Source organism: Pseudomonas sp. Sample_21 (genome assembly GCF_004307525.1).
Taxonomy (GTDB): domain Bacteria; phylum Pseudomonadota; class Gammaproteobacteria; order Pseudomonadales; family Pseudomonadaceae; genus Aquipseudomonas; species Aquipseudomonas atacamensis.
On record NZ_RCNZ01000115.1, the window covers coordinates 130,106 to 152,844 of the forward strand.

General features: G+C 60.5%; 21 protein-coding genes. 11 read left to right on the plus strand and 10 right to left on the minus strand.

The features are described from left to right. Positions 1-30: 30 nt before the first annotated feature. Both D8U71_RS22575 and D8U71_RS22580 read right to left on the minus strand, forming a co-directional pair. On the minus strand, positions 31-855 hold the full coding sequence (locus D8U71_RS22575) for an NAD(P)-dependent oxidoreductase (protein WP_122612194.1): 825 nt from the start codon (positions 853-855) through the stop codon (positions 31-33). 272 nt (positions 856-1,127) lie between these two features. Beyond that, positions 1,128-2,423 carry an OprD family porin gene (locus D8U71_RS22580; RefSeq protein ID WP_016775185.1) on the minus strand — a complete coding sequence of 432 codons (1,296 nt, stop codon included), beginning with the start codon at positions 2,421-2,423 and terminating at the stop codon, positions 1,128-1,130. Between the two features lie 309 nt (positions 2,424-2,732). Here D8U71_RS22580 and D8U71_RS22585 point away from each other — a divergent pair, with 309 nt between their 5' ends. Both D8U71_RS22585 and D8U71_RS22590 read left to right on the plus strand, forming a co-directional pair. Further along, positions 2,733-4,388: an MFS transporter gene (locus D8U71_RS22585; RefSeq protein ID WP_016775184.1), complete on the plus strand. Its 1,656-nt coding sequence runs from the start codon at positions 2,733-2,735 to the stop codon at positions 4,386-4,388. Continuing rightward, a complete protein-coding gene (locus D8U71_RS22590) occupies positions 4,385-5,527 on the plus strand; it encodes an HlyD family secretion protein (protein ID WP_110600944.1) in 1,143 nt (380 codons plus the stop codon). Before D8U71_RS22585 ends, D8U71_RS22590 begins: the two co-directional genes overlap by 4 nt. A gap of 65 nt (positions 5,528-5,592) precedes the next feature. Here the strand turns inward: D8U71_RS22590 and D8U71_RS22595 are convergent, their stop codons facing one another. Next, positions 5,593-5,787, minus strand: a complete 195-nt coding sequence (locus D8U71_RS22595; RefSeq protein ID WP_110600946.1) for a hypothetical protein — start codon at positions 5,785-5,787, stop codon at positions 5,593-5,595. 107 nt (positions 5,788-5,894) lie between these two features. On the opposite strand from D8U71_RS22595, the gene thpR reads away from it, so the two are divergent. Beyond that, positions 5,895-6,434 (plus strand): RNA 2',3'-cyclic phosphodiesterase, encoded by a 540-nt coding sequence (gene thpR / locus D8U71_RS22600; protein WP_130888724.1) that lies wholly within the window; start codon positions 5,895-5,897, stop codon positions 6,432-6,434. A 244-nt stretch (positions 6,435-6,678) separates the two neighbouring features. On the opposite strand, the gene D8U71_RS22605 is transcribed toward thpR, so the two are convergent. The 5 genes from D8U71_RS22605 to D8U71_RS22625 form a co-directional block, all read right to left on the minus strand. Continuing rightward, entirely contained in the window at positions 6,679-7,776 is a 1,098-nt protein-coding gene (locus tag D8U71_RS22605; protein ID WP_095182000.1) for a polyamine ABC transporter substrate-binding protein, read from the minus strand. A 195-nt stretch (positions 7,777-7,971) separates the two neighbouring features. Next, on the minus strand, positions 7,972-8,844 hold the full coding sequence (locus D8U71_RS22610) for an ABC transporter permease subunit (protein WP_130888725.1): 873 nt from the start codon (positions 8,842-8,844) through the stop codon (positions 7,972-7,974). Further along, the gene (locus D8U71_RS22615) at positions 8,841-9,755 is read right to left on the minus strand and encodes an ABC transporter permease subunit (RefSeq protein ID WP_024013334.1); all 915 of its coding nucleotides are present in this window, start codon (positions 9,753-9,755) and stop codon (positions 8,841-8,843) included. Before D8U71_RS22615 ends, D8U71_RS22610 begins: the two co-directional genes overlap by 4 nt. After that, entirely contained in the window at positions 9,752-10,894 is a 1,143-nt protein-coding gene (potA, locus tag D8U71_RS22620; RefSeq protein ID WP_024013333.1) for a polyamine ABC transporter ATP-binding protein, read from the minus strand. Before potA ends, D8U71_RS22615 begins: the two co-directional genes overlap by 4 nt. A 369-nt stretch (positions 10,895-11,263) precedes the next feature. Further along, on the minus strand, positions 11,264-12,025 hold the full coding sequence (locus D8U71_RS22625) for a gamma-glutamyl-gamma-aminobutyrate hydrolase family protein (RefSeq protein WP_130888726.1): 762 nt from the start codon (positions 12,023-12,025) through the stop codon (positions 11,264-11,266). A 282-nt stretch (positions 12,026-12,307) separates the two neighbouring features. Here D8U71_RS22625 and D8U71_RS22630 point away from each other — a divergent pair, with 282 nt between their 5' ends. From D8U71_RS22630 to D8U71_RS22650, 5 genes are all read left to right on the plus strand, one after another. Then, positions 12,308-13,684, plus strand: a complete 1,377-nt coding sequence (locus D8U71_RS22630) for a glutamine synthetase family protein (RefSeq protein ID WP_007918694.1) — start codon at positions 12,308-12,310, stop codon at positions 13,682-13,684. Between the two features lie 254 nt (positions 13,685-13,938). Then, on the plus strand, positions 13,939-15,429 hold the full coding sequence (locus D8U71_RS22635; protein ID WP_130888727.1) for an aldehyde dehydrogenase: 1,491 nt from the start codon (positions 13,939-13,941) through the stop codon (positions 15,427-15,429). A gap of 49 nt (positions 15,430-15,478) precedes the next feature. Next, the gene (locus D8U71_RS22640) at positions 15,479-16,762 is read left to right on the plus strand and encodes an FAD-binding oxidoreductase (protein ID WP_024013330.1); all 1,284 of its coding nucleotides are present in this window, start codon (positions 15,479-15,481) and stop codon (positions 16,760-16,762) included. A 351-nt stretch (positions 16,763-17,113) separates the two neighbouring features. Further along, positions 17,114-17,662 carry a cupin domain-containing protein gene (locus tag D8U71_RS22645; RefSeq protein ID WP_130888728.1) on the plus strand — a complete coding sequence of 183 codons (549 nt, stop codon included), beginning with the start codon at positions 17,114-17,116 and terminating at the stop codon, positions 17,660-17,662. A gap of 143 nt (positions 17,663-17,805) precedes the next feature. Further along, entirely contained in the window at positions 17,806-18,090 is a 285-nt protein-coding gene (locus D8U71_RS22650) for a hypothetical protein (RefSeq protein ID WP_073471230.1), read from the plus strand. A gap of 70 nt (positions 18,091-18,160) precedes the next feature. On the opposite strand, the gene D8U71_RS22655 is transcribed toward D8U71_RS22650, so the two are convergent. Next, positions 18,161-18,592, minus strand: coding sequence for a hypothetical protein (locus D8U71_RS22655; RefSeq protein ID WP_130888729.1), 432 nt, complete (start codon positions 18,590-18,592; stop codon positions 18,161-18,163). 158 nt (positions 18,593-18,750) lie between these two features. Between D8U71_RS22655 and D8U71_RS22660 the strand changes: the two genes are divergently transcribed. The 3 genes from D8U71_RS22660 to D8U71_RS22670 all read left to right on the plus strand — a co-directional run bounded on the left by D8U71_RS22660 (position 18,751) and on the right by D8U71_RS22670 (position 21,367). Further along, positions 18,751-19,173, plus strand: a complete 423-nt coding sequence (locus D8U71_RS22660; protein ID WP_024013327.1) for an HD domain-containing protein — start codon at positions 18,751-18,753, stop codon at positions 19,171-19,173. Positions 19,174-19,337: 164 nt separating this feature from the next. Then, positions 19,338-20,393, plus strand: a complete 1,056-nt coding sequence (locus D8U71_RS22665) for an AbrB family transcriptional regulator (RefSeq protein ID WP_125926909.1) — start codon at positions 19,338-19,340, stop codon at positions 20,391-20,393. 188 nt (positions 20,394-20,581) lie between these two features. Continuing rightward, positions 20,582-21,367, plus strand: coding sequence for a DeoR/GlpR family DNA-binding transcription regulator (locus D8U71_RS22670; protein WP_125926911.1), 786 nt, complete (start codon positions 20,582-20,584; stop codon positions 21,365-21,367). A 111-nt stretch (positions 21,368-21,478) separates the two neighbouring features. Here the strand turns inward: D8U71_RS22670 and D8U71_RS22675 are convergent. Beyond that, positions 21,479-22,739 (minus strand): FAD-binding oxidoreductase (locus D8U71_RS22675; RefSeq protein WP_130888730.1); only part of this gene is annotated, 1,261 nt, incomplete at its 5' end.

The following is a 22,739-nucleotide window of genomic DNA, read 5'->3' on the forward strand; positions in this document are numbered from 1 at the left end:
GTTTTTATTAAAGGGGATCAAGTCGAACGGTCAGTCGCCGAACGGGCCTGCTGCGACGAAGGCGCCGCCCTGATAGATCCGCGCCGGATCATCGTCGGCCGGCATCGGTTGCGCTTCGACCTTGTCGCGGAACACTTCCGAGGTGTCCTTGGCTTCGAAACCGAGGTGGCTGGCGTAGCGGTTGTCCCACCAGACGTCTTTGTTGGCGGACATGCCGTAGACCACGGTGTGGCCGACGTTCGGTGTGTACAGCGAGCGTTCGAGCAGTTGCGTGAGATCGTCGAAGCTCAGCCAAGTGTGCATCATCCGGCGGTTCTGCGGTTCGGGGAACGAGGAGCCGATGCGGATGCTGACGGTTTCGATACCGTAGCGATCGAAGTAGAAACTGGCCATGTCTTCGCCGTAGGACTTGGACAAGCCGTAGTAACCATCGGGACGACGCGCTGAAGTGGCGTCGAGCTGTTGGTCCTGTTTGTAGAAACCGATGACGTGGTTGGAGCTGGCGAAGATCACCCGCTTCACACCGTGCTTGCGCGCCGCTTCGTAAATGTGGAACACGCCGCAGATGTTGGCACCGAGGATTTCTTCGAACGGGCGCTCGACCGAGACGCCACCGAAATGCAGGATTGCATCGACCCCTTCGACCAGTTGATGCACGGCTTGCTTGTCGGCGAGGTCGCAGAGCACGACTTCTTCGTGTTCATCGACGGCCGGGGCGAGGGCGGCGATGTCGGACAGGCGCAGCACATTGGCGTAAGGGCGCAGGCGTTCGCGCAACACTTTGCCCAGGCCGCCGGCGGCACCGGTCAGCAGCAGGCGGTTGAAAGGAGCGCGGGGGGTAGAGGTAGACGTCATGGCAATCCCTGAACACATTGTTATTAGGTTTGTTGTAGGTTGTCGTATGACTGCGCTGAAGTATCGGTAGGGTTTCCGGATCTTGTCAACGCGACTTTTGGTGTAGATGACGGAAGGGGCGATTCATTTTTTCAGCACCCGATACCTGCCTGGCAATGCAATCCCCTTGTGGGAGCGAGCCTGCTCGCGAATGCGCTGTGTCAGTCAGAACAAGTCGACTGGTCCGGCGCTTTCGCGAGCAGGCTCGCTCCCACAGGGCAAACCGCCAACCCTTACAACAACGAAATCGGATAGCTGATAAAGATCCGGTTCTCGTCGAATTCGTTGGTGCTGAAGTCCCGGCGAATGGTCGCGTTGCGCCATTTCACGTTGAGGTTCTTCAGCGGGCCGCTCTGCACGGTGTAGGCCAGTTCCGATTCGCGGCCCCATTCCTTACCGTCATTGGTGGTGGCGGTGTGCACGTTATCGCCGCTGATGTAGCGGTTCATCAGGGTCAGGCCAGGCACGCCCAGCGCAACGAAGTTGTAGTCGTGACGCACCTGCCAGGAGCGCTCTTTGGCGTTGTCATAACTGGCGTTGTAACTGTCGTTGGCCAAGGTGCCGCCGCTGGTGCCGTTGACGCGCATCCAAGCATCGTCGCCGGTGAGTTTCTGCAGGCCGACGTAGAAGGTGTTGCCACCGTACTTGGCCGAGAGCAGGGCGAACGCGGTCTTGTTGTCGAGGTCGCCGGCCTGAGCGCTGCCGTCTTCCTTGCCGGTGAAGAAACCGAGGTTGGCGCCCAGCGTCCAGTCGCCCATCGGCTGACTGTGGCTGAGGTTGAAATACTGCTGCTGGTAGATGTCGGTGAGCTCGGCGTACCACACGCCGACCATCGTGCGTTTTTCGTTGAAGCTGTATTCGCCGCCGCCGAAGTTGAAACGATCGGAGGTGAATGCACCGCGGCCGTTCATCGACATGTCTTCCATGCTCGCGTCGTTGCGCGGGCTATTGCCACGGAACTGGCCGCCGTAGACGGTCAGGCCGTTGATTTCAGTGGACGTGATCTGCCCGCCGCGAAAGGTCTGCGGCAGGGAGCGGCCGTCGTCGGAGCGCAGGATCGGCAATACCGGCATCCATTCGCCGACCTTCAATTCGGTCTTCGAGACTTTGGCTTTCAGCGCCACGCCGAGGCGACCGAAATTGTCGGCCGGGCGACCGTCATCATGAATCGGCAACAACTGCGTACCGCCAGTGCCTTTGCCGCCATCGAGCTTTTGCGAATACAGCCCGAGCACATCGAGGCCGAAGCCGACGGTGCCTTGGGTGAAGCCGGATTTGGCGTCGAGAATGAAGCTCTGCGTCCACTCTTCGGCCTTGCCCTGCGGATAGGCCGGGTTGACGAAGTTGCGGTTGAAGTAGGCGTTGCGCAGGTTCAGCGTGGCTTTGCTGTCGTCGAGAAAGCCCTCGGCATCGGCGCTCATCGGCAAGGCCAGAGCGAGGCTGCTGCAACCGATCAGGCTCAGGGTCGAACGCGGTTTGAAATGGGCAAAACGTGAAGGGCGGACGGAATTGCGGGCGAGTGGGCTCACTGTGACGCTCCCTGGATCGTTTGTTGTTTTTATTATTTGTCATACGTCGTCGTACAACATCGATGCGGATATTTCCCAGATTTTCGGGGATTGTCAACTGGAAGTTATACGATGACCTCCCATTCGACGCCGAACCCATGTGGGAGCGAGCCTGCACGCGAATGCGGACTTTCAATCAATGAAGTTGTCGACTGACACAGCGCTTTAGCGAGCAGGCTCGCTCCCACAGGGTTCCTTGGTGTCTGTCGAGTCGTGTATTGCCCGTCAAATTGCGGCAAACTTCCTCCACCCCCAGCACCAGGCCGATTCATGGATAAATACGCCCCGCGCAACTGGCAACCCCACGAAAAGCCCAGCCTGCCCGGTTCTCCGTCGACACCGCTGCACTCCACGCCCAAGCGCCTGGCGTACGCGGCGGTTGGCGTGCTGGTGGCGGTGACCGGTGGGTTGGGCAACTCGCTGGTGGTTGCCAACCTGCCTTACCTGCAAGGCTCGCTCGGCGCGACCACGGCGGAGATGGCCTGGCTGCCGGCGGCGTATGTGATGACCAACGTGTCGATGAACCTGCTGCTGGTGAAGTTTCGCCAGCAATTCGGCTTGCGCGCGTTCACCGAAGTATTTCTGGTGCTGTATGCCCTAGTGACCTTCGGCCATTTGTTCGTCAACGATCTCAACTCGGCAGTGGCGGTGCGGGCTGCCCACGGCATGGTCGGTGCGGCGCTGAGCTCGCTGGGTCTGTATTACATGGTCCAGGCGTTCCCGGCGAAGTGGCGGCTCAAAGCGCTGGTGCTCGGCCTCGGCACGTCGCAATTGGCGTTACCGCTGGCGCGGCTGTTTTCCGAAGACCTGTTGCAGATCGCCGAATGGCGCGGTTTGTACCTGTTCGAATTGGGCATGGCCCTGCTGTCACTCGGCTGTGTCTTGCTACTGAAATTGCCGCCCGGTGACCGCTTCAAAACCTTTGAAAAACTCGATTTCCTCACCTTCGCCATCCTCGCCACCGGTGTGGCGTTGTTGTGCGCGGTGTTGTCGCTGGGGCGGATCGACTGGTGGCTGGAGGCAGACTGGATCGGCGTGGCGCTGGCCTGTTCGATCGCGCTGATCATCATGGGCCTGGCCATCGAGCACAACCGCAGCAACCCGATGTTGATGACCCGCTGGCTGGGCAGCGGAACGATGATCCGCCTGGCGCTGGCGGTGACCCTGATTCGCATGGTCACCTCGGAGCAATCCACCGGCGCGGTCGGTTTCATGCAGAACCTCAACATGGGCTATGAGCAGTTACACAGTCTGTACGTGGTGATGCTGATCGGCAGCATCGCCGGGCTTGCCACCAGCGCGTTGACCATCGACCCCAAACATTTGCTGATGCCGTTGATCATTTCCTTGGCGCTGATGGCCACCGGTTCGGTGATGGACAGCTTCTCGAATAACCTGACCCGTCCCGCCAACATGTATTTCAGCCAGTTCCTGCTGGCATTCGGCAGTACGTTTTTTCTCGGCCCGACCATGGTCTTCGGCACGCGTAACGTGCTGACCAATCCGCGCAACCTGGTGAGTTTTTCCGTGCTGTTCGGGATCTGCAATAACCTCGGCGGACTGCTCGGCGCGGCGTTGCTTGGCACTTTTCAGATCGTGCGCGAGAAGTACCACTCCAGCCACATCGTCGATCATCTGGTGATGTCCGATCCGTTGGTGGCGGCGCGAGTGCAGAGCGGCGGCTCGGCGTTCGGCGGTTTGCTCGCCGACCCGAGCCTGCGCAATCTGGCCGGCATGCGCAGCCTCGCCAATGCGGCGACACGCGAAGCGAACGTGCTGGCCTATAACGATGTCTTCATGCTGATTGCGGTCATTGCCGTCCTGACCATGATCTGGCTTTCGATTCGCGCGTTGTGGCTGATGAGCACCACCAAAGCCATTGAGCCGACACCTTCCGTACCACCCAGCGGTGCCACTTCTTCATGACCGAACCGACCACCACAACTACCAACGCCATCGCCGCCACGCCTGAAGGGGAGGCGCCGCCATCGTCACCGAATACTGCGCCGCGTTCGCTGCGGGTGCGGATCATCTCTTCGCTGGGCTTTGCCGCAATCGCCATCGTCGGCGTGCTGATCGTGTTGTATGCCTGGCAACTGCCGCCATTCAGCAGTGCGGTCGAAACTACCGAAAACGCCTTGATTCGCGGGCAGGTGACGATCATCGGTCCGCAGCTCAGCGGCTATGTGTTCGAGGTGCCGGTGCAGGACTTCCAGTACGTCAAGGCCGGGGACCTGCTGGTGCGTCTGGACGACCGCATTTATCAGCAACGCCTCGACCAGTCCCTGGCACAACTGGCGGTGCAGAAAGCCGGATTGGCCAACGTCGTGCAGCAGCGCAACAGCGCCGAAGCGACGATCAAATTGCGTCAGGCGGTGCTCGCCGACAGCCAGGCGCAGTTGCGCAAGAGCGAGGCGGATCTGCGGCGTAATCAGGAGCTGGTGCGCGACGGCTCGGTGTCCAAGCGCGAATTTGACGTGACCCTCGCTGCCAACGCGCAAAGCACGGCTTCTGTGGCGCAGGCCAAGGCCAATCTGGAAATCGCCCGGCAGGATCTGCAAACGGTGATCGTCAATCGCGGCTCGCTGGAGGCCGCCGTGGCCAGTGCCGAAGCGGCGGTGCAACTGGCGCGGATCGATCTGTCGAACACGCGAATTGTCGCCCCGCGCGACGGTCAGCTCGGGCAGATCGGCGTGCGCCTCGGCGCCTACGTCAACTCCGGCGCGCAGTTGATGGCGTTGGTCCCGGACCAGAAGTGGGTGATCGCCAACATGAAGGAAACCCAGATGGCCAACGTGCGGGTCGGGCAACCGGTACGCTTTACCGTCGACGCCTTGAACCACCGCAGATTCACCGGCCACGTGCAGCATATTTCGCCGGGCACCGGCTCGGAATTTGCCTTGCTGCAGGCCGACAACGCCACCGGCAACTTCGTCAAGATCGCCCAGCGCGTGCCGGTGCGCATCACCATCGATCCCGACCAGCAGGAAGAAGAACGCTTGCGGCCGGGGATGTCAGTGGTTGTCAGCATCGACACCGCCGCCGGCGACACCCAACCCCACTGATCAATGCATGACCCTGTGGGAGCGAGCCTGCTCGCTCCCACAGGATTAGTGCTCACAGGGTCTATTCACTCGGCCGAGGGAGTGACCCGGCAACTTTTGCGGTTGCGAATCTGCTCGTCGCTGGGCCTCTCGCGAACGAATTCGAAGCGCGGTTCGCCTTCGCTGTAATGCACCAGCCAGCCCCATTCCAGTTCGCTTTCGTCCTGTCCGGGATGTGGTGGCCGGGCCCACCAGGGTTCTTTGCTGAGGATCTCGCGCATGGCAGCCTCCGGTTGATGGCAATCCTTGAACTATAGCTTCCTGTCGCGAGTCGTCAGAACAGGCTGTGTAGAATCGGCGCGATCATGACGATATGGGGGGCAGGGCGATGATGGATGAAGTGCGCAGGGATGAACCGTCGAAACGGCTGTTTTTCGCTTTGGATTGCCCGCCGGCGCAGCGCAAGGCAATCGCCCAGTGGCGCGCGGAACTGGGCCTGCGCAGCGGCAAACCGGTGCCGGCGGATAACTTTCATCTGACTCTGCTGTTCCTCGGTGCGGTGCCGCTGGCGCAGATTCATGGCGTCTGTGAAGCAGCGGGCAGTGTGCGTATTCCCGGCGAAACGTTGCGCATTGAGCTGGATCGCTTGCAGGTCTGGCATCGCGCCGGTGTGCTATCGCTGGCACCGGAACAGGCGCCGCCAGCGTTGTTGCGCCTGGTCTACGCGCTGGAACAGGCGATGCTGCCGTTCGGCTTTGAAGAAGCCACCCGCGAGTTCCGCCCGCACCTTACGCTGGCCCGCGAATACCGCGCGCCGGAGCCGGAGGCGCGCACGCCGCCGGAGTTCTTTCTGCGTGCTGAACGCTTCGCTCTGTTCGAATCGCACAAGGGTCGCTATCGGGTTGTGCAGGACTGGCCGCTGATCTGAACGGACAAAAAAAGGCGCCCGAAGGCGCCTGCAAATTCACCCGAGCCGAGGAAGCCGGGTGAGGCCGTTCAGAGCAGGGTGCAGCGGTGGTAAGGCGCTGCGTGAACGGAAAATTTTCAGCACTGCATTGCTTCATTGTGGGAGCGAGCCTGCTCGCGAAAGCGTCGGCACACCCAATATTTTCGTCGCCTGTCCTACCGCCTTCGCGAGCAGGCTCGCTCCCACATTTTGATCATCGGTGTTTTTATTTACCGAGCTTCACCCGCGTCCAGCCGCGCGTCATGATCCGCTGCGTGGCAATCGGCTGATCCGGCACTGCATACAACGTCGCCATCACCGCTTGCGACGGATACGAGCCCGGTTCGTTGCGGATCGCTTCGTCCACCAGTGGCGTGGCCGCTGCGTTGGCGTTGCTGTAGCCGATGCTGTTGGTGACTTCGGCGATGATGTCCGGGCGCATCAGGAAGTCCATGAACAGGTAGGCATTGTCGACGTTCGCCGCATCACGGGGGATGGCGACCATGTCGTAGAAACTGCCGGCGCCTTCCTTGGGAATGCTGTAGTCGATCACCACGTTGTTGCCCGATTCCACTGCGCGGGCCTTGGCCTGCAGGACGTCGCCGGAGTAACCCACCGCCACGCAGATGTTGCCGTTGGCCAGATCGGAGATGTACTTCGAGGAGTGGAAGTACGCCACGTAAGGGCGGATTTTCATGAACAGCGCTTCGGCCTCGGCAATGTGCGCCTTGTCCTTGTCGTTCACCGGATAGCCCAGATAGTGCAGGGCGGCCGGGAGCATTTCGGTTGGCGAATCGAGGAAGCTGATGCCGCAGGCTTTGAGCTTTTCCGCGTTCTCCGGTTTGAACAGCAAGTCCCAGGAGTTGGTCGGGGCGTTGGCGCCGAGTACTTCCTTGACCTTCGCCGGATTGAAACCGATGCCGATCGAACCCCACATGTACGGGAACGCGTGCGCGTTGTCCGGATCACTGGCGGCGGCGTTTTTCAGCAGCACCGGGTTGAGATTCTTCCAGTTCGGCAGCTTCGATTTGTCCAGCGGCTGGTAGACGCCGGCCTTGATCTGCTTGGCCAGAAAACTGTTCGACGGCACCACGATGTCGTAGCCGGATTTGCCCGCGAGCAGGCGCGCTTCCAGGGTTTCGTTGCTGTCGAAGACGTCGTAGGTCACGCGAATGCCGGTCTCGTCTTCGAACTTTTTCACGGTGTCCGGCGCGATGTAATCGGACCAGTTGTAAACACGCAGCACCTTGTCGTTGGCCTGGGCGCCCATGACCATCGCGCCCATTAAGGACAGTGTCAGCAGAGTCCTGCCAAACATTTTCATCGGTACAACTCCCTTCTTCTTATTCAACAAAACAAAAGCTCGGTGCACTTGAACCTTGTGGCGAGGGGATTTATCCCCGCTCGGCTGCGAAGCAGTCGCAAAACCTGAATACGGAGTCTTCAGGTAGAACTGCAGGGGCCGCTTCGCAGCCCAACGGGGATAAATCCCCTCGCCACAGTTGTTCATCGGTGTTGCTCAGGCAGTCGCCGCTGCCGGCTGTTGCCACGACTCGTTTGCGGTCTGATCCATCGCTTCCTGAATCGCCCGTTTGCGGTTCGCTTCTGCCTTGCGGCCGAAATACCAGACCAGGAAAGTCACCAGCGACACTGCCAGCAGAATCAGGCTGGCCACGGCGTTGATCTCGGGCTTCACGCCCAGGCGCACCGCCGAGAACACTTCCATCGGCAGCGTCGTCGAGCCCGGCCCGGAGACAAAACTCGCCAGCACCAGATCATCCAGCGACAAGGCAAACGACATCATCCCGCCGGCGGCCAGCGACGGCGCGATCATTGGAATGGTGATGAGGAAAAACACTTTGAATGGTTTGGCGCCGAGGTCCATCGCCGCTTCTTCGATCGACAGATCCAGCTCCCGCAGGCGCGCGGAGACTACCACCGCCACATAGGCTGCACAAAAGGTGGTGTGGGCGATCCAGATGGTGACGATGCCGCGCTCCTGCGGCCAGCCGATCATCTGCGCCATGGCCACGAACAGCAGCAACAGCGACAGACCGGTGATCACTTCCGGCATCACCAGTGGCGCAGTCACCAGGCCGCCAAACAGCGTGCGGCCCTTGAAGTGGGTGATGCGCGTCAGCACGAACGCTGCCAGGGTACCCAGCGCCACCGCAGCGATCGCGGTGTAGCAGGCGATTTCCAGCGAGCGCAGCACCGAGCCCATCAGTTGCGAGTTGTCGAGCAGGCCGACGTACCACTTGATCGACCAGCCACCCCACACCGTCACCAGTTTCGAGGCGTTGAACGAGTAGATCACCAGAATCAGCATCGGCAGATAAATGAACATCAAGCCGAAGATCAGCATGAATTTGGAAAAGTTGAAGCGTTTCATCCCCGTGCCTCCATCTCTTTGGCCTGGCTGCGGTTGAACAGCAGAATCGGCACAATCAGGATCAACAGCATCACCACCGCCAGCGCAGAAGCCACCGGCCAGTCGCGGTTATTGAAGAACTCCTGCCACAGCACGCGACCGATCATCAGCGTCTCCGGGCCACCCAGCAGTTCTGGAATCACGAACTCGCCGACCACCGGAATGAACACCAGCATGCAACCGGCAATGATGCCGTTCTTGGCCAGCGGCACGGTGATTTTCCAAAAGTTGTTGAAGTTGCTCGAACCCAGATCCTGCGCGGCTTCCAGCAGGCTGTTGTCGTGCTTGACGAGGTTGGCGTAGAGCGGCAGCACCATGAACGGCAGATACGCGTAGACCACGCCGATGTACACCGCAGTGTTGGTGTTGAGGATCTCGATCGGGTGATCGGTGAGCCCGGTCCACATCAGGAACCCGTTGAGCAGACCGTTGTTGCTGAGGATGCCCATCCACGCATACACGCGGATCAGGATCGCCGTCCAGGTCGGCATCATGATCAACAGCAGCAGGACGTTTTGCGTTTCCTTGCCGGTCTTGGTGATCGCGTAGGCCATCGGGAAACCGATCACCAGGCACATCAGCGTGCTCAGTGCCGCGACTTTCAGCGAGCCGAGGTACGCCGACAGGTACAGCTCGTCTTCGCCGAGCAGGGTGTAGTTGCCGATGTTCAGCAGCAGCTGGAATTTCTGTTCGGCGAAGGTGTAGATCTCCGAGTACGGCGGGATCGACAGCGCGGCTTCCGAGAAGCTGATCTTCATCACCAGAAAGAACGGCAGCATGAAGAACAGGAACAGCCAGATGAACGGAATGCCGATCACCAGTTTTCGTCCGCTGGGCACCAGGCGCAAGAATTGCTGATTGAAAGTTCTCATGAGCGCAGCACCACGCCGCTGTCATCTTCCCACCAGACGTAGACCTTGTCGTCCCAGGTCGGCCGCGCGCCACGGCGTTCGGCATTGGCCATGAACGACTGGACGATCTTGCCGCCGGGCAGCTCGACGTAAAACACAGAGTGGCCGCCGAGGTAAGCGATGTCGTGGACCTTGCCTTCGGACCAGTTGTAGCGGAACTCCGGTTGGGTGGTGCTGACGAGCATTTTTTCCGGGCGGATGGCGTAGGTGATCGACTTATCCTGCACCGACGTGCTGACGCCGTGACCGACGTAGATCTTCTGTTGCAAGTCGGGGCTGTGAATGATCGCGTGGCCTTCCAGATCTTCCACCACGGTGCCGTCAAAGGCGTTCACGTTACCGATGAATTCGCAGACCATGCGGCTGACCGGCGCTTCATAAATGTCCACCGGGCTGCCGATCTGCGCGATCCAGCCCAGGTGCATGATCGCGATGCGCTGGGCCATGGTCATGGCTTCTTCCTGGTCGTGGGTCACCATCACGCAGGTCACGCCGACGCGCTCGATGATTTCCACCAGCTCAAGCTGCATCTGCGAACGCAGCTTTTTATCCAGCGCACCCATCGGCTCGTCGAGCAGCAACAGCTTCGGCCGTTTGGCCAACGAGCGGGCGAGCGCCACGCGCTGCCGCTGGCCGCCGGACAACTGGTGCGGGCGGCGCTTGGCGTATTGGGTCATGTGCACCAGACGCAGCATTTCTTCGACGCGGGCATCGATTTCGCTGGCCGGCAAACGGTCCTGTTTGAGGCCGAAGGCGATGTTCTGTGCCACGGTCATGTGCGGGAACAGCGCGTAGGACTGGAACATCATGTTGATCGGCCGCTCGTACGGCGGCATGTCGGTGATGTCCACGCCATCGAGCAGAATCCGCCCCTCGGTCGGCCGCTCGAAACCGGCGAGCATGCGCAGCAGAGTCGATTTGCCCGAACCGGAACCGCCCAGCAGCGCGAAGATTTCGCCCTGATGGATCTCCAGGGACACATCGTCCACGGCCACGGTTTCGTCGAACTTCTTGGTGACACGATCGACTTTCACCAGCACCTTTTTCGGTTGCTGCTGACCTTCGAGTGCCTTGCGGTATGTGCTGGAGGCGTTTGCCATGTGAAACTCCCAACAGGTGTCGTGTGCCTGGCCAATGTGGCCGGGCTTAAGTGGATTGCGGAGCGGTCCGGAATGCCTGTCAGCTGGCGCAGAACCTGTGGGAGCGAGCCTGCTCGCGAATACGGAGTGTCAGTCGACATCATCGTTTGCTGATACACCGCTTTCGCGAGCAGGCTCGCTCCCACAGGGGATATGCGTTGACCTGAGTGGCCTTTGTCCGTACCGATCCGGCTTGTTCGGCGCCGCCGTCCTGGCTGCCTGGGTCGTACTTGTTGTTATCACGGGTGTTGCAGTTCACGACGGGCGGATGTGCAAACGCACACCCGCCCGCCGTGGGGGCAGTAAATCGTTATCGAGTCTGGGATTGCGTCAGCGCTGACTGCGCTTCGCCGCCCGTTGCCGGCACGCTGCGCCGAACGCCTGGAAAATCTTCAGGTAGTTCGGGTTGTCCAGCACCTGCCATTCCGGGTGCCATTGCACGCTGAGGGCGAAGGTCGGGCTGTGCTCGACCGAGATCGCTTCGATCAAACCGTCCGGCGCCACGGCTTCAGCACGCAGCCCGGGGGCGAGGCGGTCGATGCCCTGACTGTGAATCGAATTGACCTGAAATTCGTCGGGCAGCTCCAGCGCTTCGAACACACCGCCAGCGATCACGCTGACCGCATGGGCCGGGGCGTATTGCACCGCCACATCCGGGCTGTCGGCTTCACGGTGATCGAGCATGCCGTGCAGCTCGTGCACCTTTTGATGCAGGCTGCCGCCGAAGGCCACGTTCATTTCCTGGAAGCCACGGCAGATGCCGAGCACCGGAACGCCCGCCGCGATGGCTGCACGCAATAAAGGAAGGGTGGTGGCGTCGCGGGCCGGATCATGATCCGTGCCGGGGGCGCTGGCCGGGCCTTGATAGTGGAAGGGCTCCACGTTCGAGGGAGAGCCGGTGAGCAACAGACCGTCGAGCTGACCGAGCAGGTCATCGATTTCAGTCAGGTTGCCGAGGGAAGGAATGACCACCGGCAACCCTTCAGCGCCAACGCTGACAGCACGTACGTACTTGTCGCCGCTGATGTGATAGGGGTGCAGGCCAATCTGTTTGACGCACGCAGTAACGCCGATCAATGGCTTGAATGCCATTTTTATTCACCTCGAAGTCTGTCACTTGAACGAGCTTTTCCGGAGCTTAGCCTCGTTGATTTTAATTAACAACTGCCATGTAAAAAATTCTAAACGCCGTTCATCAAATCGCTCAGGTTTACCGGGGTTTGCCGGCGGATATGGCACGAGAGTGTTAAGAAAGGCCCGAAAAATAAAGGCTGCAGGGCAGGGTGTTCGCTATTGACTTCACTTTGCCTTTCGGATTGACTGGCTGCGCAACACAGTGGTGAACATAATAATTAACAGCTAAATAGGTGCATCATGTCGGTCCCTCTGCGTACCGTTCAACTCAACGAAGCCAACGCATTCCTTAAGAAATATCCTGAGGTTTTGTACGTCGACCTTCTGATTGCGGATATGAACGGTGTGGTGCGCGGCAAGCGCATCGAACGCACCAGTCTTCATAAGGTGTACGAAAAAGGCATCAACCTGCCGGCGTCGCTCTTTGCGCTGGACATCAACGGCTCGACGGTGGAAAGCACCGGCCTGGGCCTGGATATCGGCGATGCCGATCGCATCTGTTATCCGATCCCCGGCACCCTGAGCATCGAGCCGTGGCAAAAACGCCCGACCGCTCAACTGCTGATGACCATGCACGAGATCGAAGGCCAGCCGTTCTTCGCCGACCCGCGTGAAGTGCTGGCCAACGTTGTGCGCAAATTCGACGACCTCGGCCTGACCATCTGCGCGGCGTTCGAACTCGAGTTCTACCTGATCGACCAGGACAACGTGAATGGCCGTCCGCAATCGCCACGTTCACCGGTATCCGGCAAGCGTCCGGTGTCGACCCAGGTTTACCTGATCGACGACCTCGACGAATACGTCGACTGCCTGCAAGACATCCTCGAAGGCGCGAAAGAGCAGGGCATTCCCGCTGATGCGATCGTCAAGGAAAGCGCCCCGGCGCAGTTCGAAGTCAACCTGCATCACGTCTCCGACCCGATCAAGGCGTGCGATTACGCGGTCCTGCTCAAGCGTCTGGTGAAGAACATCGCCTACGACCACGAGATGGACACGACCTTCATGGCCAAGCCTTATCCGGGCCAGGCCGGCAATGGTTTGCACGTGCACATTTCGATTCTGGATAAAGAAGGCAACAACATCTTCGCCAGCGAGGATCCCGAGCAGAACGCCGCACTGCGTCACGCGATCGGCGGTGTGCTCGAGACCCTGCCGGCGCAAATGGCGTTCCTCTGCCCGAACGTCAACTCGTACCGCCGCTTCGGCGCGCAATTCTATGTGCCGAACTCGCCGAGCTGGGGCATCGACAACCGCACCGTGGCCGTGCGCGTGCCGACCGGTTCAGCGGATGCCGTGCGCATCGAACACCGCGTCGCCGGTGCCGATGCCAACCCGTACCTGCTGATGGCGTCGGTGCTGGCCGGCATTCACCACGGCCTGACCAACCAGATCGAGCCCGGCGCCCCGGTCGAAGGCAACAGCTACGAGCAGAACGAGCAGAGCCTGCCGAACAACCTGCGCGACGCCTTGCGTGAGCTCGACGACAGCGAAGTCATGGCCCGCTACATCGACCCGATGTACATCGACGTGTTCGTCGCGTGCAAGGAAAGCGAGCTGGCCGAGTTCGAGAACTCGATCTCAGACCTTGAGTACAACTGGTATCTGCATACGGTCTGAAGATCAAAAGCCCCTCACCCTAACCCTCTCCCGGAGGGAGAGGGGACTGACCGCGTCGTCTGGAGATTTCCGGCGGCCTGAATGATCCAGTCGATGATGGATTCGGCAAAGATTTTTCAGGTCGGCGCAGTTACCAGACATCCCCCGATCGGTCCCCTCTCCCTCTGGGAGAGAGCTAGGGTGAGGGCAGCGATTCCCGGCCAGGCAAAGCAACCAGACCAACCCCCAAATTCCCCCTTGTCGAGCTCAAAACAATGACCACAACCCGCAACGACTGGGAACAACGCTTCCAGTCCCTGTCCATCGAATCCCGCGCCTTCATCGACGGTGAATACCGCCCGGCGATCAGCGGCGACACCTTCGAATGCCTGAGCCCGGTCGATGGCCGCTTTCTTGCCGCCGTCGCCAGCACCGATGAAGCCGACGCCAACCTCGCAGTCGAAGCCGCGCGCCACTCCTTTAACTCTGGCATCTGGGCGAAAAAAGCCCCGGCCGAGCGCAAGCGCGTGCTGATCCGCTTCGCCGATCTGATCCAGCAGCACCAGGAAGAACTGGCACTGCTGGAAACCCTCGACATGGGCAAGCCTATCAGCGATTCGATGAACATCGACATCCCGGCGACCGCCAACGCGATCCGCTGGAGCGCCGAGGCCATCGACAAGATCTACGACGAAGTCGCCGCCACGCCGCACGACCAACTTGGCCTCGTCACTCGCGAACCCTCGGGTGTGGTCGCCGCCATCGTGCCGTGGAATTTTCCGCTGATCATGGCCAGCTGGAAATTCGCCCCGGCGCTGGCGGCGGGAAACTCGTTCATCCTCAAGCCTTCGGAAAAATCACCGCTGACCGCCATCCGCATCGCGCAACTGGCGCTGGAGGCGGGTATTCCAAGGGGCGTGTTCAACGTGCTGCCGGGCTACGGCCACACCGTCGGCAAGGCGCTGGCGTTGCACATGGACGTCGACGTGCTGGCCTTCACCGGCTCCACGGCGATCGCCAAGCAGCTGATGATCTATGCCGGGCAGAGCAACATGAAACGCGTCTGGCTTGAGGCCGGCGGCAAAAGTCCGAACGTGGTATTCGCCGACGCACCGGATCTGCGCGCAGCTGCTCAAGCGGCGGCCAGTGCCATCGCCTTCAACCAGGGCGAAGTCTGCACTGCCGGCTCGCGTCTGCTGGTCGAGCGCTCGATTCGCGAGCAGTTCATCCCGCTGCTGGTGGAAGCGCTGCAAGCGTGGAAACCGGGGCACGCCCTGGATCCGGCGACCACCGTCGGCGCCGTGGTCGACCAGCGTCAGCTCGACAACGTGCTGCGCTACATCAGCATCGGCCGCGAGCAGGGCGCCGAGTTGATTGCCGGCGGCCAACGCACCCTCGAAGAAACCGGCGGACTCTACGTGCAGCCAGCGATTTTCGACGGCGTGACCAACGCGATGACCATTGCTCAGGAAGAAATCTTCGGCCCGGTGCTTTCGCTGATCACCTTCGACACTGCCGAAGAAGCGCTGCAGATCGCCAACGACAGCATCTTCGGCCTCGCCGCCGGGGTGTGGACCAGCAACCTGAGCAAGGCGCACACCTTCGCCCGCGGCCTGCGCGCCGGCAGCGTCTGGGTCAACCAGTACGACGGCGGCGACATGACCGCGCCATTCGGTGGCTTCAAACAATCGGGCAATGGCCGCGACAAATCGCTGCATGCGTTCGACAAGTACACCGAACTGAAAGCGACCTGGATCAAGCTCTGACTCTTTTACAGCGGCGGCCGCCCTTGGTTGGCGGCCCTCGGAGAAACCTATGAAACAGCAACACGTAAACAGCTACTACGCCGCCACCCGCAACGAAGTCATCGACTTCCCGATTCTCGAAGAAGCGCTGGATTGCGACGTCTGCATCATCGGCGCCGGTTATACCGGTCTGTCCTCGGCGCTGTTCCTCAGCGAAGCCGGCTACAAAGTCACCGTGCTGGAAGCGGCGAAAGTCGGCTATGGCGCCAGCGGTCGCAATGGCGGGCAACTGGTCAACTCCTACAGCCGCGACGTCGATGTCATCGAAGAGCGCTACGGCGACAAGACTGCAGAAATCCTCGGCAGCATGATCTTCGAAGGCGCCGATATCATTCGTTCGCGCATCAAGGATTACGACATCAAGTGCGACTACCGCCCGGGCGGTATTTTCGCAGCGATGAACAAGAAACAGCTCAACGGCCTGGCCGAGCAGAAGCGCAACTGGGAACGCTACGGCAACCGCAATCTGAAGATGCTCGATGCAGCGGATATTCGTCGCGAAGTGGGTTCCGACGCTTACGTTGGCGGCTTGCTGGACATGCAGGGTGGCCACGTCCATCCGTTGAATCTGGCGCTAGGGGAAGCCGCCGCCATCGTGCGTTTGGGCGGCAAGATCTACGAACAGTCGGCGGCGGTCGAAATTACCTATGGCGAGCCGATCACCGTGCGCACTGCCAAAGGCCTGGTCCGCGCCAAATACCTGCTGATCGCCGGCAACGCCTACCTGCCGCAAGGCCTTGACAACCGCGTCACCGCGAAAAGCATGCCGTGCGGCTCGCAGATCGTCGTCACCGAACCGCTGACCGAGCAGCAGGCACGCAGTCTGATCACCAACAACTATTGCGTCGAAGACTGCAACTACCTGCTGGATTACTACCGCCTCACCGCTGACAACCGCCTGCTTTACGGTGGTGGTGTGGTCTACGGCGCGCGGGAGCCGGACGATATCGAGCAACTGATCCGGCCGAAGATCCTCAAGACCTTTCCGCAGCTCAAGGACGTGAAGATCGACTACCGCTGGACCGGCAACTTTCTGCTGACCATGTCGCGCATGCCGCAATTCGGCCGCATCGAAAAGAACGCCTACTACATGCAGGGCTACAGCGGCCACGGCGTCACCTGCTCGCACCTGGCCGGCAAACTGATCTCGGAAATGATCCGCGGCGACGCCGAACGCTTCAATGCCTTCGCCTCGCTGCCGCACATGCCGATGCTCGGCGGCCGCACCTTCTCCGCACCGCTCACCGCTCTGGGCGCGGTCTACTATTCCCTGCGCGACCGTTTCGGCGTCTGATTGACCTCACCGGCGACGGTCCGAAAGACCCCGCCGGTTTTTCCCTAAACAGCACACAAAACCTGTGGGAGCTGGCTTGCCAGCGATTGCGGTCTTTCAGCAAAAGGGATGTTGAATGTGCCATCCAATCGCTGGCAAGCCAGCTCCCACAAGTTTTTTATTTGTCCGCAATAATCGCCAGCCAGCTCATTTCGATCACCATCCATCGAACCTGCTGAGCAACACCGGCAAACGTGATTTAATAGCCGCCTTTCACGGTTCCGGGACACGGGAGCAACGTGATCCGCGCGACCTGCGCGTCACCCGCCACCCACCCCCATCGCCCTTAAGTCGCTCTTACATAAGGCTGTCATGGATACGGGTTCTCGACTCAAACTAGTACGCGAAAGCTACAAACTCTCCCAGCGCGAGCTCGCCCGGCGTAGCGGCGTGACCAACGCGACCATCTCGCTGATCGAACAGAACCGCGTCAGCCCCTCCGTCAGCTCGCTGAAAAAGCTGCTCGAAGGCATACCGATGTCCCTGGCCGACTTCTTCACCTTCGACCAGCCCCCGCGCGAACACCAATACGTGTTCCGCGCCAACGAACAACCCGACCTCGGCCGCGACGGCCTGCGCCTGCTGCTCATCGGCGCCTCGGTGCCCAGCCGCCAGATGCGCCTGCTCCGCGAACAATACGCCCCCGGCGCCAGTTCCGGCGAAGAGCCGATCGTACATGCCGAAGGCGAAGAGTGCGGGCTGGTCACGCGCGGCACGGTGGAATTGACCGTGGACGGGCAGGTGAGTGTGCTGAGTGCCGGGGATGGGTATTACTTTCCGACGACGTTGCCGCATAAGTTTCGCAATATCGGCGCGGATGAGGCTGAGATAATCAGTGCGAATACGCCGGCGAATTTCTGATCGGATAACGCATTATTTTTTTGTTGACCCGGCATCTTTTACGAGGTGGCGGGTTGTTTTTCCTGCCATTCGTCAGCCCTCCCGCATTTTCCCCGCGCACGCGCTTCCAATGCATAACTCACCCCCGCAAAGGAACCGCCCACATGCGCAAATCCAACCTCGCAGCACTGACCCTGGCCACGCTGTTATCCGCCACCTCGCTCTACGCAACAGCCGCCAGCGACACCCCGGCACCCACCGCTAACGACGGCAATAGCCAAACTAATCCGAGTGCGCCGGAAGACATTCATTCCAACGGTGCCACCGTGCCCAAAGGCACGCAGGGCAATACCACCAACAATGACGGCTCGACACCTGCAGGTTCCAAGCCCAGTGGTTCGAAGCAATCGAACGACAGCGGCACCAGCAGCGGTGCTGGTGAGGGTTGAAGCTGTTTGCAGATGCAGCAAGCCCGGCATCAAGCCGGGCTCTCTATCAGGCAATCCTCGATGACCGAGGTTACTTAGCCTTCCAGTTCCCGCCGCTGTTCTCACAATCAATCTTTGCCTGCGCCAGGTGCTCACCGTCGTAGTAATACGTGGTGACTTTGGCGTTGTCGGGCATGTTCAGCGGTTTGGCGCTTTTGTCTTTGCTGGTCGAGTGCGGGTTGGCCAGGGATTCCTGGGTGAGGCCGGCGGTGCAGGTGGCCTGGTAGTGGTCGTCGCAGCGATCGACTTTTTTCTTGGTGGCGTTGAGGGTGTCCTTGCTTTCGTTGCTGCAGGACCAGTTGATGGAGTCCACGGGCATGCCTTCGTATTCGTAGCAGCTGTGGGTTTCCACCGCTGGCACCGAGGCGCTTGAGGAGCGGGTCTGCACGTCGCAGCCTTCGGCCATGACGCAGGTGGGGATGATGGCGAACGTGGCGATCAGGAGCAGCAGTCGGGTTTTCATCGGCAATTCCTCTCCAATGGCGCCGCGTCTGATCGATGATTTGGCGCTTGTCTGGTTTCGAGGCGGCGAGGGCGGGCAAGGTTCAATCGGTTTGCGCTGAGCGATCTTCGCGTACACTGCGCAACAATCAGAAACATTGAGCGCAGGATTCGATCCCCATGGCCCAAACCCTCGAACGCGCCATCGCCATTGCCGCCACGGCCCACACCGGGCAGGTGGACAAGGGCGGGGCGCCGTACATTTTGCATCCGCTGAAAGTCATGTTGCGCATGAATACGCTGGAGGAGCGCATCGTCGCTGTGCTGCACGATGTGGTCGAGGATTGCGGGGTGAGTCTGGATGATTTGCGCGGGGAAGGCTTTAGCGAAGAGGTGCTGGCGGCGATCGCGGCAGTGACCAAAGTGCCGGGCGAGTCCTACGAGGATTTTGTCGACCGCGCCGCGCAAAACCCGATTGGCCGGGTGGTGAAGCTGGCGGATCTGGAAGAGAACAGCGATATCTCGCGGATCGCCTCGCCGAGTTGGGAGGATCTGGAGCGGATCGAGAAATATCGGCGGGCGATTGCACGCCTTCGCGCATAGGAATGCCAATCCCCCTGTGGAGCTGCCGAAGGCTGCGATCTGATCGTTCCCACGCTCTGCGTGGGAATGCAGCCGGGGACGCTCTGCGTCCCAAAAGATCGCAGCCTTCGGCAGCTCCTACCAGGGAATGGTGGTGTCTCACAAAATAGCCAGGAAGGCGAACTATGAAATCCATTGTGTGCTTGTTGATTGCGGCCGGTTTCGGCGCGTTATTGCAGTTTGAAGGCGTACCCCACGGCTTGCTGCTGGGCTCGATTGTCGTTACCGCGTTGTTTGCCAGTAAAACCGGCATCGCCCCGGCAACTCCTTATGGACTGGGCTACATCCAGGTCACGCTGGGCATCGCCACCGGGCTGATGTTCGAAGCATGGGACAGCGAAACGGCGACGACGATGTTGCCCAGCCTTGTCGTGTTGCTGATCTGCCTGACCGTACAAATCGCCCTTGCTGGCTGGTGGCTGACACGCGGTGCCGGCTGGAACCGCACCGACGCACTGTTGGCGGTCTATCCTGGCGCATTGGCCGCAGTGTTCGATTTGCTTGAGTCGGAAAAGGCTTCGAGCAAAGTCATCATCGTGCATCTCATGCGACTGCTGTTGATCACCGTGCTGGTGAGTTTGCTCATTCCCGGGCAAGCAGCGGTGGCTGAAGTGGTCAGCGATCCGTTGACCACAGGCATGGCGCTGATCGCACTCGCTGTCATCGCGCTGAGCGTATTGCTCGGCCGCCTGCTGTTGCTGGTCGGCGTCCCGGCGCCATTCATGCTTACCGCAATTCTCATAACCGCTGTATTTGTGAAGTCGGGATGGCTGCACGGCTTTCACATGCCGGAGTGGAGCCTGAACCTGGCCGCACTGATTCTTGGCGTGCGTATCGGCTCACGGTTTCAGGGGCTGGGCATCGCAGAGCTGGCGCGTCATGGGCGCACCGCTCTGGTTTCGGTCGGCTTGATGATCGTCGTCGCAGCGGCATTTGCCGAGTTGGCCGCGCGCTGGCTGGGCAGTGATCCGCTGACCCTGTGGCTGGCGTACATGCCGGGCGCGATCGAGACGATTGCGATTGTCGCGTTTGGTGGCGGGCTGAATGTGGTGTTTATTCTGACGCATCATCTGAGCCGGATGGTGCTGCTGCATTTTGCCCCGGCGTTGTTGGTGCAGGTCAGGCGTGGCCCAAGGCAATCGCGAACGACACGACGATCATGCAGGCGAAGGCGAAATTGAGATTCATGGGCTGTTCATCCTGAGCTTTTGAGAGTGGGGCCATTGTGAACAGGCGCAGCGCAAAGAAAAAATTCGCCGTGTTGATTCCAATGATCGAAAGCATTGTGATAGCCGTTGCGTTTGTATTTGCCTGAGACTTTCGCTAGTGTCGCTGAAACCTGCAACTACAAGCACAAACAGGCATAACCATGCACGACCACTCCATCGCCGAATTGCCGTCCCTGCGCCGGCAGAAAATCCTTTTGCTTCTCGAACGTGACGGCAAGGTCATGGCCTCCGAGCTGAGCCAGCATTTCGCAGTGTCCGAAGACACCATCCGCCGCGACCTCGCCGAGCTGGACAGCGCCGGACTGGTGCAGCGGGTGCATGGCGGGGCGTTGCCACGACCGAAGGACTCGGGCAAGGATTACTTCACGCGTCTGGATGAGACCGACGAGGTCAAGGTGCGCCTGGCGCAATTGGCGGCGCAGCACATCGAGGACGGGCAGATTGTGCTGTTCGACTCCGGCTCGACCACCTTGCAGGTGGCGCGCGCGTTACCGTCCGATATCCGCATCACCGCCGTGACCGCTTCCCCACTGACGGCGATTGCTTTGTCCGAATACAAAGGCGTGAAAGTGATTCTGGCGGGTGGTGAATTGAATCCGCATTCGATGTCGGCCAGTGGTCAGGAAGCGCTGCGACTGCTGGCGGGGATCAAGGCGGATCTGGCGATTACCGGGGTGTGTGCGATTCATCCCGAGGTCGGCATCACCTCGCTGCATTTCGATGAAGTGCCGATCAAACAGGCGATGCTCGACAGTGCAACGCGGGTGATTGCGGTGACCACGGCGGACAAGCTGGGCGCGGTGGAGCCGTTTGTGGTGGCGCCGTGTACGCGCCTGCATAGGTTGATTACCGAGCGTTATCCGGGGTCGGGGAATGTCGAGGATTATCGGCGGTTGGGGATTTTTGTGGAGCAGTTGCCGGATTGAGTTTGTGTGGGTTTTGAGGGCCTCTTCGCGAGCAGGCTCGCTCCCACAGGGTGTTGTGTCGTGCACAAATCCAATGTGGGAGCGAGCCTGCTCGCGATAGGGCCAGTGAATTCAGCGCAACCGTTCGAGCATCTGGTAATACCACATCCCCGCCGCCAGCAACGGATTGCCCAGCAGGTCGCCCATCGGCACGCGAATGTGCTGGCACGCGGCGAAGGTATCGAATTGCTCCATTTGCCCGGTGATCGCTCGGCTCATGATCTCGCCCATGATGTGCGTGGTGGCGATGCCATGTCCCGAGTAGCCCTGGCAATACCAGACGTTGTCCGAGAGCTTGCCCACTTGCGGGATGCGGTTGATGACGATGCCCATCGCGCAGCTCCACTGGTAATCGATCGCCACACCTTTTAGCGCCGGGAACGTGCGTTCGATACACGGGCGCAGTTCCGCAGCGATGTCGCGCGAATCCTTGCCGCTGTAGTTGGCGCCGCCGCCGAACAGCAAACGGCCGTCGGCGGTGAGCCGGTAGTAATCGAGGACGAAGCGGCAGTCGTACACGGCGAGGTCTTCGGGGTTGATCTGTTGCGCCAGATCACCGAGCGGCGCGGTGGTGACGATGCCGCCCATGGCCGGGAAGATCTTGCCCTTGAGCTGACCCGGTTCGAGCTTGTGATAGACGTCACCGGCGAGCATCACCTGACTGGCGTCGATCTGACCGTGAGCGGTGCGCACGCCAGGTGTGTCGCCGTGAATGATCTCCAGCACTTCACTGTTTTCGAAGATCAGCGCGCCCAGGCTTTCGGCTGCGCGTGCTTCGCCAATGCACAGGTTGAGCGGGTGCAGGTGCATGTTGCGGGTGTTCTTGATGGCGCCGTGGTAGAGCTCGCTTTGCAGCAGGTCGCGAACCTGACTGCGGTCGAGCAGGCTCACTTCATCGCCCAATCCGCGACGCACGGCTTCGTCGTAATCCTTGCGCAGACCGACCATGTGGCTCGGCTTGTACGCCGCGTGCAAATGGCCGTGTTTGAGGTCGCACTGGATCGCATATTTCTCGACGCGCTGGCGGATGATTTCATGCCCGCGCCAGCGCAGATGCCAGATGAAATCGTCCACGTCATCGCCCAGTTTCGCGCGCATCTGCTTGCGCATCGCGCCGTCGCCGGAGAGGCTGCCGGTGACTTGCCCGCCATTGCGCCCGGTGGCGCCCCAGCCGATCTTGTGGCTTTCGACGATGGCGACTTTCAGGCCTTTTTCCGCCAGCTCGACGGCAGTGGCGACGCCAGTGAAACCGCCGCCGATGATCACCACATCGACCTTGTGCCGGCCTTGCAGGGTCGGGTAGTCGGTGTCCTGGTTGAGGGTGGCGGTGTAG